Origin of the sequence: Pseudoalteromonas sp. S408 (genome assembly GCF_005886645.1) — a bacterium.
Classification (GTDB): domain Bacteria; phylum Pseudomonadota; class Gammaproteobacteria; order Enterobacterales; family Alteromonadaceae; genus Pseudoalteromonas.
Window position 1 is genome coordinate 265,958 of the sequence record NZ_PNDY01000004.1, and the last position, 14,457, is coordinate 280,414.

The window sequence follows — 14,457 nt, forward strand, 5'->3', positions numbered from 1 at the left end:
GTTTAACTGACTACCTTATTTCGGCCGGATTCTTTCGCCTCGTAAAGTTTTTGGTCGGCCTGTTTTAATAACGTATCCATTTGATAAACAGGCCCTGTAGAAAAGCCTATTGAAATAGTCAGTTTTATTTTGTCTTTACTAAATTCTTGGCTGTTATTCTCTACAAAATACCTAAACCCTTCGAGTCGTTTAAGCGCTTCTTGCGGGGTTTCATCTGCAAAATAAACAGCAAATTCTTCGCCACCTAAACGCGCAACTAAATATTTTTCAAAGTATTTTTTAAGGCAGATAGCCAGCCCTTTTAAAACCTGGTCGCCTGCATCATGGCCATAAGTGTCGTTAATAGATTTAAAGTGATCTATATCAATCATGGCCAGCGCGCCGTTTACCTTTTTGAGACTGAGCTCTTTAAGAGAGTTATTTGCTTGCTCAAAGAAATAACGACGATTAGGGAGGTCAGTTAGGTAATCTGTGTTGGCTTGGCGTTTTATTGTCGCTATTTGTTCAAGCATGCCAACGTTTTGGCTTAGCCTGCAATAAAACTCTTCGTTATTAAACGGTTTATGCAGGTAATCGTTTGCACCATTTTTTAGGAATAAGCTTGATAGCTCAGATGAATCAGCGCCAGAAATACCAATAATTGCCTTTTCATCGTTACTGTAAATTCTGCGAATTTCGCTACACAACTCATCGCCGTTCATATTGGGCATTTCGTTGTCGGTAATGATCACTGAGATATCGGGTGAGTTAGCAAGAACTTCTAGTGCTTTTTTTCCATCTTCAGCTTCAGATACTTGATATTTGTGACGTAACAATAAGCTCACAACATAGTGGCGGGTAGATATAGAGTCATCAACAACTAGTACTTTTACATTTTCATTGCGAGGTAAACGTTTTAACTGTTTTTCAAGATATTGATAGGCCTGTTTATTTTCTTTTATTATATAGTCAATAATAGGGTACTTTTCTACCATGTTACGCGTTTTTTTATCTATATTTCCCGTCATAACAATGGTAGGAATTTCAGCGTCAACGGTGCAGGTAATCGCTTCACCCATTGGTGCGTCAGGCAAAATAAAATCAACAACCGCACAAAAATAATCGTTTTGACTAATCAATACTTTTGTTTGTGCTAACGTTTCTGCTACATCTACCTCGTAGCCTACCTTTAGCGCTATGTGTTTTTGCACAAGCGCTATAGCAGGTGTATCTTCAACTATTAATATCTTTCGCTTCACGGAACACCTAAATCATATTATGCAAAAATGCTGCTTAATACATGTTGTAACCGTAAAAGCGCCAAAAAGCAAATTGGTTACGTGTTTATAAGCTGTCAGATTCTGAATAACTTTCATGATTTATTGGCGCAGGGCTCGATATTTTAGAGCGCCCAAACAAGGTATGAAACTTCGTTTTACACGTCGTAAGCTTTAGGTATTTTAGCCATGCTCGCTCAATCGGATTAGTTGGTTCTTGTGAGCCAGTTACTACGGCTACAAAATTTTCTTGGTGCTCATTTTGTGGTTCAATCGTCTTACTATATAAACCTTTTAAAACAATGCCATGTTGTTCTAGTATACTGGCTTCTAATAAGGTGAAATTTCCGCTGCGGCTAAAACCACGTGGAAAATTTTGATCATCATAAAATTGACGTTGGCTAACAAATGCTTGGCGTAGTAATGAAATGTTAATGCTCATAGCTATATCCTCATACCCTATTAATTAGTTGGAGTATGATGCAAGTTTGGCAATTTTTTAAACAAGTTATTTTTATCGTGAGGATAAAAAAGTGGATATCGATTTATTAAAAACATTTGTTGAAGTAGTGCGCACGCGTCATTTCGGTAAAGCCGCAGAAAACCTATATATAACGCAGTCGGCGGTAAGCTTTCGTATTCGCCAATTAGAGCAAGGACTTGGCGTTAATTTATTTATTCGCCAGCGTAATAATATTCAATTAACAGCGCCTGGTGAGCGGTTATTACCTCACGCGCAAATGATCATAACCGGTATGCAGCGCGCGAAGGTAGATGTGGCCCTTGCCGACAACATGCATAAACAAATTAGCTTAGCGGGCACCCCTAATATCTGGGATGCTTTTTTGCAGTTTGGTATTACTAATATCGTGTCGGCTATGCCGGGAGTGTCTTTGGTGGCTGAAGTTAAAGCCCAACAAGAAAGTACGCGATTATTGCTTGAGCGCACGCTTGATTTGGCCATTTTATTCGATCCACCAAAAGTGGATGAGTTAGTTGTTGAGCGTATTTGTGAACTACCTATTATTCCTGTGAGTGGGTATGACACGGCAACAAACGAGAATTTTTTTGATAATCAGTACGTGTATGTTGACTGGGGGACGACATTTTCGCTTTGGCATGCACGCCAGTTTACCGGTAAAACCCCTCCTTACTTTAGAACAAGCACCGGCCGAATTGCACTCGATTTAATTTTGCAATGTGGTGGCAGTGCATTTATTCCTCATGTTTTAGTAGAGCAACATTTAGAAAATGGTGAATTATTTCATGTAAAAAACGTAGAAAATACGTCAAGAGATATATTTGTAGCCTACCATAGAGATAACGAGCAAAAGGAACTAATAGAAACACTAATAAATTTACTTCCTACTATTGAGCTTAACGCTTAAACGTTGGAGGTTAAGTGGGTACATATTTGCTTGATTAGTGTTCGTGTCCTTTTGATTTCAAAAATAATGCAGTTTTATTAACTTTAAAAGTCAAAAATATTTCATTTGTAATATTTCTGTCATTTAGTGGTGACAAACTGCAGTCGTTTTAAAAATTAGTCTTTTGTGATTATCGAGGAAATAACATGAAATTTGTAAAATCGAGCTTATGTGTCGCTTTGCTAAGTGGTTTATCTTTTAATGTACTTGCAGACGTGGATGTTTACGGTAAAGCAAATGTAACTGTGCAGTCTACAGATGACGGTGAAGGGTCGTTTACTGAAATTAAAAGTAACGCATCTCGCTTTGGTCTTAAAGGTTCTGAAAAAATTACCGATGGCTTAGAAGCAGTTTATAAGTTTGAGTTTCAAGTTGATGTAACTGATGCAGACTCAAAAGGCGACGACGATAATATTTCTGCGCGTAACCAATACGTTGGTGTTAAAGGCTCATTTGGTCAGGTAGTAGTGGGTCGTAACGACACGGCGTTTAAACAAGCGCAAGGTAAACTCGATTTATTTAATGACCTTGAAGGCGATATTAAAAACGTATTCAAAGGTGAAAACCGTTTAGGTGATTCAATTTCTTATGCGTCAAACTCATACGAAGGCTTTAAAGTACTTGCTACTTTTATTGCTGAAGATGATGTAGATGCAGATAACGGTTATTCAATGGCTGTAACATACGGTGATTCAGCGCTTAAAAAGAGTGCAATTTATGCCTCAATTGCAGCTGACAGCGAAGTAAACGGTTATGATGTAGTGCGCGCATCAATCCAGGGTAAAGTTGAAGACTTTAAACTAGGTGCTATGTACCAAACTCAAGAAAAAGTAGACGGTTCAGCTGAAGGTGACGGTTACTTATTAAATGCGGCATACAGCATGGGTAAAAATACATTTAAGGTTCAGTATCAGGCAATGGACTTTGACGATAGCGATGATAAAACAGCTATTTCGGTTGGTGTTGATCACAAGCTTAACAAAAACATTAAAGTATTTGGCTTTTACTCAAGCTTTGATATGGACAACAACGTAGACCAAGATTACTTAGGTTTAGGTATGGAATATAAGTTTTAACGGCAGGACGTGTTGAACTTTGGTGGTTGAATTTCCAGCAGTATGTTTGGTTTTTAGGCAAGGCAGAGCCTGTGCAATGTGGTTATTCCCCATAAATAGGCGATAACGTAGCATAAATACCAAACATGCGCTGCCCTCTGGGTTCTTTCTAGGGACTATTAACTCTTTGTTGCTCGGTTTTTACTTAGCCCACTAGGTTACAAACCTCGCGCCGCGATTTAATCGCCCCTAGATTGAACAAATTTAAATCCACAAAGGTCAACACGCCCTAGTTAAAACACTCCCTTTTTAACCGCGCTGTTATTAGCGCGGTTTTTTTGCTTTAAATTATTTACTTACCCGCCCATAATAGAGCTTCATTTGGAATGAGGTGCAATTCCTCAACTGTTCCCGCAACTGTAATTAGCACTTTGCTTTAAGTCAGATACAAATCAATTTTTAATGAGCGGGCCTACTCATGCTAATTTTAATGTACTCCTTTTTGGTCGTTGCATTACAAGTGGGTACTCGTGTCTAGGACAGAGTATTGCAAACTAAAGCACCATTATTAAACGTTCAAAACCTTTCGTGGGGAATAGCAAATAAATCTATTCTCAAACATATTAATGTGCAAATACCTGCAGGTAAATTTGTTGGCTTAATAGGGCCCAATGGTGCAGGTAAATCGAGTTTAATGCGTTGTTTATATCGTTTTAATAAGCCAAGCGAAGGGGTTGTAAAGTTTAATAACCGAGATATTTGGCAGCTCAAAAGTGACGAATATGCAAAGTGCGTTGCTGTTGTTTTGCAAGAAGCACCATCGCATTTTAACTTGTCGTTATTTGATGTTGTGGCGCTTGGCCTCACTCCTCATAAATCGTTATTTAGCTCTACATCGCAAAGCGAAAAAACACAGATCACTAAAGCTATAAAAACGGTAGGGCTTGAGCAGCACACCAATCAAAATTTTGAATCGCTCTCTGGAGGAGAAAAACAACGCGCACTCATTGCACGTGCTATTGTTCAGCAACCTCAACTGTTAATAATGGATGAACCCACTAGCCACCTTGATGTTAAGTACCAAATACAGGTTATGGAACTGGCAAAGTCTCTAGGTGTTACGGTGTTTGCTTCATTTCATGATCTTAATTTAGCTGCGGCTCTTTGCGATGAGCTCGTAGTCATTAAAAACGGAGAAATAACGCATACCGGTTCGCCCGCAGAGGTACTCACTGAGCACATGCTTGATGATGTATTTGGTGTATGCGCACAGATAAATAGCCACCCACAAGAACCTCAGCTTGGCAAAAGCACACCTCATATTACTTATTTTTATGGTTATAAATAACATGCTGGCCTCTCGATTTCGCCATTCTGCGGCGCTATTTATGTTTATTGTCATTGCTACAGTAAGTCTATTTTTAGCATTGAGCTTTGGCGCAACAGACACGTCAATAAACGATGTATTTAACAGTCTTGTGCATTTTAATGATTCGTCACTGACCAGTCGTATTATTTTTGAATTAAGAGTGCCGCGCACATTATTGGCGTTTTTGGCCGGTGCAGGTTTAGCTATTGCGGGGCTAATTTTACAAACTGTGACACGTAATCCATTAGCCGATCCCTATTTATTTGGTATATCGTCAGGTGCTTCGTTTGGTGTAGTTATCCTTATGGCATTTGTGGGTATTAGCGCGGGCGTTGCCCTTTCTGCGGCGGCGCTACTAGGTAGTTTATTAGCAATGAGCTTGCTTATATTAATAGCCACAAGGCAACAAGGTGGGCAGGTTGAATCGATGTTGTTAGCTGGTGTTGCACTCTCATTTTTATTTAGTGCATTTACTAGTTTGTTACTTTATTGGAGTGAGCCGCAAGCCGTTGCCGCTATTTTATTTTGGACCTTGGGTAGTTTTGCACGTGCGCAGTGGGCAACACTATGGATACCATTTTTAGTGATTACATTGTGTACCTGCGTAATGATTAGCTTTAGGCGCCAACTTAATGCCATGTTATTAGGTGATGAAAGTGCCATAACTCTTGGTGTTAAAGTGAAACGATTTAGGTTACTGATGCTAATTTTAAGCTCATTAATAACCGCTGTGCTGGTGGCAATGTGTGGTGGTATTGGTTTTGTTGGGTTAATGGTGCCACACATTGTGCGCTTTTTTATCTCGCAGGGAACCGTCGCAGGGCTATTAATAACAAGCTCAGCAGGAGGCACATTTATGGTATGGGTCGATGTACTGTCACGTTCTTTACTACAAAATCAAGAGCTGCCTGTTGGGGTGATCACGGCCGCTGTGGGAAGTGCGTTTTTCTTAAGTTTACTCTTTTTTAGAAAATCGAAGGTATAGCCATGAAAACGCTTATGATACAAGGCACGACCTCTGATGCAGGAAAAAGCACCCTGGTGGCTGCGCTTTGTCGAGTATTTGCAAATCAAGGCATAAAAGTCGCACCGTTTAAACCACAAAATATGGCACTTAATAGCGCAGTGACAAACGACGGTGGCGAAATTGGCCGAGCACAAGCTTTGCAAGCTATTGCTGCTAGAGTCGAGCCCGAAACTGACTTTAATCCCATATTACTTAAACCCAATAGCGACACTGGCGCGCAAGTTATTATTCATGGTAAAGCGATTAGCAACATGGAAGCGGGTAAATACCACGATTATAAAAAAGTCGCTATGGATGCCGTCATTACATCACACGAGCGTTTAGCAAAACGGTTTGAGTTGTTATTGGTGGAAGGTGCGGGAAGCCCCGCTGAGATAAATTTGCGTGAAAACGACATCGCTAACATGGGCTACGCTGAAAAAGTAGACTGCCCGGTGATCATCATTGCCGATATAGATAAAGGTGGTGTATTTGCTCATTTAGTGGGGACATTGGCATTACTTAGCGAGTCAGAGCAAGCACGTGTAAAAGGGTTTGTAATTAACCGTTTTAGAGGAGATATAAGTTTACTGCAAGGAGGGCTTGATTGGTTAGAGAACTATACAAATAAGCCTGTTTTAGGTGTACTGCCATACCTCCACGATTTGACTCTCGACGCGGAGGACGCTGTTGCAATAGGCAATAACGTCACCCATGCAACTATCAATATTGCAATATTATTAGTGCCACATATTAGTAACCATACCGATTTTGACGCACTGCGTTTACACCCAAATATTAATGTTAATTATGTACGCCATACGCAGGTAATTCCTGATGTTGATCTTATTATTTTACCAGGCAGTAAAAACGTACTTGGCGATTTAACTTTCTTAATAAATGAAGGGTGGGATAGGCAAATAAAACGCCACTTACGCTATGGGGGTAAAGTGCTTGGAATTTGTGGTGGCATGCAAATGCTGGGTAATATTATCCACGATCCAGAGGGGGTTGAGTCGTCATTAAAAAGGGTGAATGGGTTGGCCTTATGTGATTTTGAAACCACACTGAGCGCGCAAAAAGTACTTTCTAAATTATCAGCGACGATGCAGTTAAATGATTTACAAACACCGTGTAGTGGCTACGAAATACATGCAGGTATTAGCAAAGGGGCCGCGCTTAATAAGCCATTTTTAACTTTTAATGAGCATCCAAATGGATTTAAAACGGATGGTTTTATAAGTGACGATAACGCAATTGCGGGCACTTATTTACACGGTTTATTTGATGAGCCCAACGCCACTATGGAAATTTTAAAGTGGGTAAAACCAACTTTACAGCTTGACCCAATAAGTATTGATACACACCGCGAACAGCAGTTAGCGCGTTTAGCAACTATGTGCGAAACACATTTAGATATAGCGCAAATTATCTCGATTTATAAAGGACACAATAATGACTGAACAGACAAACGACAAGCATAAACAGCGCCAGCAAAAAGTAAAAGAACACGTAGATGCCCGTGTTGAAGCTGCGCAAGAGGTTAAAGGTATTTTTCAAGTCATTACTGGTAATGGGAAAGGTAAATCGACCTCTGGTTTTGGTGTGGTAGCACGCTGTGTAGGCCATGGTCAAAAAGCCGCTGTGTGTCAATTTATAAAAGGGACATGGGAATGTGGTGAGCGTAATTTATTACAAGGCGCAGGTGTTGAATTTGCTGTAATGAATACTGGTTTTACGTGGGATACACAAAATAAAGAGGCTGATACTTTAGCAGCGCAAGCAACATGGCAAGAAGCAAAGCGTATGCTTGCCGACAGCAGTATTAACTTAGTACTACTTGATGAACTCACTTACATGGTGACTTATGGCTACATCGACTTAGACGAAGTAGTGAGCGCACTTAATAATCGCCCGGCTATGCAATCGGTTATTATCACAGGGCGCGCAGCGCACAGAACATTGACTGACCTTGCCGATACAGTGAGCGAAGTGCGCAATGTAAAACACGCATTCGATTCAGGTGTAAAAGCACTAGAAGGGTTTGATTACTAGTGATTAAATTGCTTTTTATAGGGTTAATGCTGTTTAGTTTACAGAGCAATGCAGTGGCGAACGCAGAGCCTGAGCCTAAAAAACTACGTATAGTTGCACTTGCCCCACACATAGTTGAAAACCTATTTGCTATTGGTGCAGGTAGCGATATTGTGGGTACCGTTGACTATGCTGATTACCCACATGAAGCAAAAAATATAGCTCGCATTGGCGGGTACTATGGCATTTCTCTTGAGAAATTATTAGCTTTAAAACCTGATTTAGTGATTGCCTGGAAAAGCGGAAATCAACAGGAAGATATAGCACAAATAGAGCGCTTGGGTATCAAAGTGCATTTAAGCAACCCTACAAGCATAGAAGGCGTGCAAACTGAACTACTCACTCTTGGTAAATTAACAGGGTACGAAAAGCAAAGCCAACAGGTTGCCAAAGTGTTTAAGCACAAGTTAACCGCTATTATAAAAAACCAGCAAGGGAAGCTGCCTATATCTGGTTTTTATCAGTTATGGGCCGAGCCAATGATGACCATCAGTGAAAGCACATGGATTGGTCAATTAGTAAGTACCTGTCATGTAAATAATGTATTTGCTAATAGCACGACCCAGTACCCACAAATCAGCATTGAAAATGTCATTGTTACTAAGCCTCAGGTGATTATTATTCCTGACGAAAAGTCTAATACCCCGCAGCCAAATGTTAATTGGAAGGCATGGCCAGAAGTGCCTGCGGTTAAAAATAATCAGTTTATTCGCGTTAACGCCGATTTACTTCACCGTTTTACACCGCGTATGCTAGATGGACTGGCGGATATGTGTGATAAAATAGACGCGTCACGAAAACAAATAAAGAGTATGTAATGAGCGACTGGGATACATTTATACACAACGAGTTACAGCAACCTTATATGCAGAAAACCTTAAACGCAGTCGAAAACCGCCGAGCGCAAGGTGTTGCTGTTTATCCCCCTGAATCGCTCGTATTTAATGCGTTTAATGTCACGCCTCTAAACGATATTCGTGTGGTCATTTTAGGGCAAGACCCTTACCACGGTGAAGGGCAAGCTCACGGGTTATGTTTTTCTGTTCTGCCAGAGGTAAAAAAATTACCACCCTCGCTTAAAAATATGTACAAAGAGCTGGCTACAGATATTGAGGGTTTTGTTATACCTGAACATGGTTACTTGCAAACCTGGGCGGAGCAAGGCGTATTTTTACTAAATACTGTTTTAACGGTAGAGCAAGGACAAGCACATTCGCATAAGCATTTAGGCTGGGAGCAATTTACCGATAATGTTATTGCTCATATTAACGCGAACTGTGATGGGGTTGTGTTTATTTTGTGGGGAGCGCATGCGCAAAAAAAAGGAAAAGGCATAGATAGCACTCGCCACTCTATTTTGAGTGGTCCGCATCCGTCGCCGCTGTCGGCTCATCGAGGCTTTTTTGGTTGTAAGCACTTTTCGCGAACTAACGAACTACTGTTAGCGCAAGGTAAAAAGCCCATAAATTGGCAGGTTTAGTTAAATAAGTTTGAACATTAAAAAAGCCCTCATAAATGAGGGCTTTTGTGTAATTGGTGGGTATAGAAATTAAAAATCTAGCTCATCAATTGCAATTGTGTCTGCAAAGTAATCAAATTCCTCTAATTCTTTACGTAGACGTTGTTTATCTTTTATTGCTTCTATTTCGCGCCATTTTCTTTTTTTGTTCTTCTGAGAGGTTTTTCTTTTTTCATCAGGACCTTCTAGTATCTCTAATATATCGTTTAGGCTATCCATGAACTTCTCCTATTGATTTTATTGACCTCAAGAGTACCTATACCACAGGCCTAGCTAAAATAGAATAAAAAAGTGACAGAGATGTTACAAAATTGTGATGGTTAAATGAAGGTTTATACCAGTAAAGTATTGTTTTTAAATATGAACACGTGAAATACAGTTTACGAAAAATTTAAGCCGATGAGAGTTATTTTTCTATAGATAAAAGATGTGAGGGAGGTGGGTTTATTCGCCCGTTTTTTACAGACATAAAAAAACGCCATAAATAATACGGCGCTTTTTTATTTTTTTACAGCAAATTACATTGCCTTGAAGCGTTCTTCTAATTGCTCTTGTGCTTGTGCAAATGAACGAATACCTTCAGCTAGCTTTTCAGTGGCCATTGCGTCTTGGTTATGTAACCAACGGAATTGCGCTTCTGTAAGCGGCTCAGGTTTTGGCTCTTTAGGAATATCACTTTCTAGTAAATATTCTTGTGCGCCTTCAAGGTTAGCTAAGTCTTCTAAAAGGTTAGGGCTAATAGTTAGCTTGTCACAACCTGTAAGAGCAATAATTTCACCCGTGTTACGGAAACTTGCACCCATAACCACTGTTTTGTAATCATGGCGTTTGTAAAACTCAAAAATGCTGCGTACTGATTGCACACCAGGATCTTGTAGTGGATCCGTTGGTTTTTCCATACCGTTGGCAACGTGCCAATCTAAAATACGGCCAACAAATGGCGAGATTAGAAATACATTTGCATCAGCACATGCACGGGCTTGGGCGTCGCTAAATAATAAAGTAAGGTTACATTTAGTCCCTTCTTTTTCTAACTGCTCAGCGGCTTTAATACCTTCCCATGTAGACGCAACTTTAATTAAAATTTTGTCTTTGCTTACACCTTCTTTTTCGTAAAGGCTAAGTAGAGTGTGTGCTTTAGCAATGGTTGCTTGAGTATCAAACGATAAACGGGCATCTACTTCTGTAGAAATATAACCTGGTACAATTTCACTAATTTCTTTACCAAGTAATACAGCAAAATAGTCACATGCAAGTTCTAGTTGTTTAGCTGGCTCTTGCTCGGTTTCTTTTGCATAGCTCCAAGCTTTATCTAGGTAAGGCTTATAAGCTTCAATCTCGCTCGCTTTTAATAAAAGCGACGGGTTTGTGGTTGCATCTTCTGGTTGATGCTTTTTGATCGCTTCAATATCGCCAGTGTCGGCTACGATAGATGAATGTTGTTTTAGCCTTTGTAGAGCTGAAGTCATTTGCTTTCCTCATTCCAAGCAAGTTAAAAGAATAATCTACCCTTAATATATAACATCCATACTGCAACAGTGTGACAATGCTTGATAGGTCTTATGTCCTTATCAATTAAAAAACGGCAATGTATGAATTTTTAAGGGAGGATTTATTTAAACAAAACGTGCTTTTCGTTTCATTTAATGTTGAAATTGACATTAAATAATTTACAAGTCAATAGCTAACTATGATCACTGTTATTTCACCTGCAAAAAATCTTGATTACGACACGCCACCGGCAACCGATAAGTTCACTCAGCCTGAATTACTCGAGCATAGCGAGGAACTCATGAAAGTATGCCGTGAACTAACACCTGCGCAAATTGGCAGTTTAATGAAAATTAGCGACAAGCTTTCAGGCCTTAACGCAGCGCGTTTAAGCGAATGGTCGCAACCTTTTACCTCTGATAACGCCAAGCAAGCCGCGCTTGCTTTTAATGGTGACGTATACGGTGGGTTAGAGGCGAGCACGTTAACTGCAAGTGACCTTGATTATGCGCAAAGCCATTTGCGTATATTATCTGGATTATATGGTTTATTAAAACCGCTTGATTTAATGCAAGCGTACCGACTAGAAATGGGCACTAAGCTTGAAAACTCGCGAGGTAAAAACCTGTATGAGTTTTGGGGCAGTATTATTGCTGACAAACTAAACGAAGTAATAAAAGCACAAGATGCACAATATCTCGTTAACCTAGCTTCAAACGAATACTTCAAAGCGGTAGATAAAAAAGCGCTTAACGCGCAAATTATTACGCCGCACTTTAAAGACTGTAAAAATGGGCAATATAAGGTCATTAGTTTCTACGCTAAAAAAGCGCGTGGCATGATGGCGCGTTACATTATAGAAAACCAAGTAACGCAGTTAAGTCAGCTAAAAGAATTTACCGTTGCAGGTTATTACTTTAGCGCTGAGACAACAACTAAAGAGTTAGAGCCTGTATTTATGCGCGACGAACAAAGCTAACGTGTTAAATACAGCTAAACATATATTTAAAAAGCCATGCAATGCATGGCTTTTTATATGCTGGCGCTAAACTTGCACCTATGAGTAAAGTATTCACATTATTATTTACTCATAGGTGCACAAAAATGATCAGCATACCCTCGATAACAGAAGCCGAAAAACTTATCGAAGAAAAACTCGGCGGTTGGTTTGATGTTGTTATAAGTCACATCCCTAATTTTATAGTGGCGGTTATTATTGCCATTATATTTTCAATGCTAGCGCGCTTTGCTGGCAACCTAATGAAAAACATTTTGCGCCGTTCACTCGACTCACAACAAATAGCCGATTTAATGGCCTCTATATTTAAGGTTATTGTACTGTGTGTTGGGGTGTTTATAGCGCTGGATTTTGTGGGGTTAAAAGGTACGGTTACCTCTTTATTAGCCGGTGCGGGTATTGTTGGTTTAGCCATAGGTTTTGCGTTTCAAGATATGACCGAAAACTTGATTGCGGGTATCGCAATGGGTATACGCAAACCCTTTAAAACAGGAGACGTAATAGAAACCGACGATGTGTTTGGTTCAGTACACTCAATAAACCTGCGCAACACGCTAATAGAAAGCTTTTACGGGCAGTTAATCTTAGTACCTAACAAGGTATTATTTAGAAATGTGTTAAAAAACTACACCACACTCGGGGTTAGACGCATAGAAGTACCGGTAGGCATTTCGTATGGTGACGACATTGAAAAAGCGAAAGAAGTTATTGTAGATAAGATTAACGATTTGGACTTTGTTATTCGTAAAAACGAAACCGATGTTTATGCCGAAGGCTTTGGTGACAGTAGCATTAATTTATTGGTGTGGTTTTGGATTAAATACCCAGGTGAACCAGACTTTATGACAGTGCGCCATAAAGGTGTAGTCGCCGTTAAACAAGCGCTGGATGAAGCTGATATTAGTATTCCATTTCCTATTCGTACGCTCGATTTTGGTATTAAAGGCGGTGAAAAACTCGATGCCATGATCAGCGATAAAATAAGCCAGCAATCATCAAATAAAGGCAACGCTAGTGGAGCAGATTCAAGCCAAAACGAATAAATGAGCCATTAATACCATTGGGAATTATTTACTCACTCTTAGCGCACTTTTACATTTATATGTGCGCCGTTAGCTAAAGAAAAAAATGACTTACGAGTCACAACAACTAAATGCAGCTTTATAAAGCTGCATTTTTTTATGGCTACTTAAATGTTTGAGAAGGTGAGAACAACGTTAACTAATTATAAATTTATGTCTACTTACCTTTTGAGATGAAATTGGAAGCGGGCTATGTAATATATCGATAAGGCTAAGGCTATTGTGTAGTTACTTCCCGAAACCGACGATAACGCAGCATAAATATAAAACATGCAGTAACCTTTGAGGTCCCCCCATAGGTTGCTTCTCCTTGTTGCTTAAAGAATAGGTCATAAAGAGCAAGTAGGGCATATGAGCTGTATACGACTTTAAGTTATAAGTACATAGGCGTAGTCATTAAAATAATGCAGAAGTAGGGACCGAGCTTACTGGGTCACAAATCGCGCACCTTAGTTATGTTACGCCTAGATAGAACACGCTTTAATAATGGCAGTTAAACAGGCCTAGCCTTAATATAAATTTATTATTTAAAGGGTAAATTGTTTAGGCAAATATCAGGTTGTAAGGTATGCAATTTACAATTGGTCTTTGGCGGTAAATAAGAGGTAATTAAAGCAAGTTTATTTTTGTAGTTAATGTGAGTTGTAAGTAACTACAGGCACAAAAAAGGCGCAGCATGTGTCGGAGTTGCGCGCTGCGCCTAGGATCAATTGAGTTAATAAAAGTGTGATTTAAATAACACTAATTTTGTTACGAATGATTTTAACCCCATCCATATTTTCTAAAAATTTTTGTGCAAGCGCACGTTCAAAACCTGTTTGCGCTTGACCATGTAATACTACCTCGCCATCTTTAACCTGAACGCGAATATTGCTTAATGCAAAGTTAGGGTTAGTACGAAGTGTGCTGGTAATGGTTTGTTGTAGGTTAGGTTGAGTTGCTACGCTGCTCACTACGGCTAGGTGCGTTGCTGCACTCACTTTGGTAGCACATGCTAACAAAAATAAACAACAAAACGAAACTAAAGCAATAGTTAACTTTAAGCGGTTCATAACTCAATCCTTTTATATCAATTAAAAATTTAGCCAAACCATTAAGTATTCTGGCTATTCTGTCTCTAATAATACAAGTTCAGTGCCA

15 protein-coding genes and 1 riboswitch are annotated in these 14,457 nt (G+C 39.6%); of the genes, 10 read left to right on the forward strand and 5 right to left on the reverse strand.

The annotated features are described in order from the left end of the window. Positions 1 to 2 precede the first annotated feature (2 nt). Together CWB62_RS05110 and CWB62_RS05115 are read right to left on the reverse strand one after the other, a co-directional pair. On the reverse strand, positions 3 to 1,238 hold the full coding sequence (locus CWB62_RS05110) for a GGDEF domain-containing response regulator (RefSeq protein ID WP_138529084.1): 1,236 nt from the start codon (positions 1,236 to 1,238) through the stop codon (positions 3 to 5). Positions 1,239 to 1,323: 85 nt separating this feature from the next. Further along, the gene (locus tag CWB62_RS05115) at positions 1,324 to 1,698 is read right to left on the reverse strand and encodes a MaoP family protein (protein ID WP_006793159.1); all 375 of its coding nucleotides are present in this window, start codon (positions 1,696 to 1,698) and stop codon (positions 1,324 to 1,326) included. 91 nt (positions 1,699 to 1,789) lie between these two features. On the opposite strand from CWB62_RS05115, the gene CWB62_RS05120 reads away from it, so the two are divergent. The 8 genes from CWB62_RS05120 to ung all read left to right on the forward strand — a co-directional run bounded on the left by CWB62_RS05120 (position 1,790) and on the right by ung (position 9,687). Further along, positions 1,790 to 2,644, forward strand: a complete 855-nt coding sequence (locus CWB62_RS05120; RefSeq protein ID WP_058405856.1) for a LysR family transcriptional regulator — start codon at positions 1,790 to 1,792, stop codon at positions 2,642 to 2,644. A gap of 185 nt (positions 2,645 to 2,829) precedes the next feature. Next, on the forward strand, positions 2,830 to 3,759 hold the full coding sequence (locus tag CWB62_RS05125) for a porin (RefSeq protein ID WP_058405857.1): 930 nt from the start codon (positions 2,830 to 2,832) through the stop codon (positions 3,757 to 3,759). A 311-nt stretch (positions 3,760 to 4,070) separates the two neighbouring features. Continuing rightward, positions 4,071 to 4,209, forward strand: a riboswitch (cobalamin riboswitch). A 76-nt stretch (positions 4,210 to 4,285) separates the two neighbouring features. Further along, a complete protein-coding gene (locus tag CWB62_RS05130; protein WP_058405858.1) occupies positions 4,286 to 5,086 on the forward strand; it encodes an ABC transporter ATP-binding protein in 801 nt (266 codons plus the stop codon). A gap of 1 nt (position 5,087) precedes the next feature. After that, a complete protein-coding gene (locus CWB62_RS05135) occupies positions 5,088 to 6,092 on the forward strand; it encodes a FecCD family ABC transporter permease (RefSeq protein WP_138529082.1) in 1,005 nt (334 codons plus the stop codon). Between the two features lie 2 nt (positions 6,093 to 6,094). Further along, positions 6,095 to 7,576, forward strand: coding sequence for a cobyric acid synthase (locus CWB62_RS05140; protein ID WP_058405859.1), 1,482 nt, complete (start codon positions 6,095 to 6,097; stop codon positions 7,574 to 7,576). Further along, positions 7,569 to 8,168 carry a cob(I)yrinic acid a,c-diamide adenosyltransferase gene (cobO, locus tag CWB62_RS05145; protein ID WP_058405860.1) on the forward strand — a complete coding sequence of 200 codons (600 nt, stop codon included), beginning with the start codon at positions 7,569 to 7,571 and terminating at the stop codon, positions 8,166 to 8,168. Before CWB62_RS05140 ends, cobO begins: the two co-directional genes overlap by 8 nt. After that, entirely contained in the window at positions 8,168 to 9,025 is an 858-nt protein-coding gene (locus CWB62_RS05150) for a cobalamin-binding protein (RefSeq protein ID WP_138529080.1), read from the forward strand. The genes cobO and CWB62_RS05150 overlap by 1 nt, the downstream gene beginning before the upstream one ends. Beyond that, entirely contained in the window at positions 9,025 to 9,687 is a 663-nt protein-coding gene (ung, locus tag CWB62_RS05155; RefSeq protein WP_138529078.1) for a uracil-DNA glycosylase, read from the forward strand. The genes CWB62_RS05150 and ung overlap by 1 nt, the downstream gene beginning before the upstream one ends. A gap of 69 nt (positions 9,688 to 9,756) precedes the next feature. On the opposite strand, the gene CWB62_RS05160 is transcribed toward ung, so the two are convergent. Beyond that, complete coding sequence (locus tag CWB62_RS05160; RefSeq protein ID WP_006793150.1) at positions 9,757 to 9,945, reverse strand: DUF3545 family protein; 189 nt, start codon at positions 9,943 to 9,945, stop codon at positions 9,757 to 9,759. 299 nt (positions 9,946 to 10,244) lie between these two features. Continuing rightward, positions 10,245 to 11,195: a transaldolase gene (gene tal, locus CWB62_RS05165; RefSeq protein ID WP_138529076.1), complete on the reverse strand. Its 951-nt coding sequence runs from the start codon at positions 11,193 to 11,195 to the stop codon at positions 10,245 to 10,247. Positions 11,196 to 11,416: 221 nt separating this feature from the next. Here tal and yaaA point away from each other — a divergent pair, with 221 nt between their 5' ends. Together yaaA and CWB62_RS05175 are read left to right on the forward strand one after the other, a co-directional pair. Continuing rightward, positions 11,417 to 12,196, forward strand: a complete 780-nt coding sequence (gene yaaA, locus CWB62_RS05170; protein ID WP_138529074.1) for a peroxide stress protein YaaA — start codon at positions 11,417 to 11,419, stop codon at positions 12,194 to 12,196. Between the two features lie 125 nt (positions 12,197 to 12,321). After that, on the forward strand, positions 12,322 to 13,278 hold the full coding sequence (locus tag CWB62_RS05175) for a mechanosensitive ion channel family protein (RefSeq protein WP_058405895.1): 957 nt from the start codon (positions 12,322 to 12,324) through the stop codon (positions 13,276 to 13,278). Between the two features lie 770 nt (positions 13,279 to 14,048). On the opposite strand, the gene CWB62_RS05180 is transcribed toward CWB62_RS05175, so the two are convergent. Continuing rightward, the gene (locus CWB62_RS05180) at positions 14,049 to 14,369 is read right to left on the reverse strand and encodes a BON domain-containing protein (RefSeq protein ID WP_006793146.1); all 321 of its coding nucleotides are present in this window, start codon (positions 14,367 to 14,369) and stop codon (positions 14,049 to 14,051) included. Positions 14,370 to 14,457 lie beyond the last annotated feature (88 nt).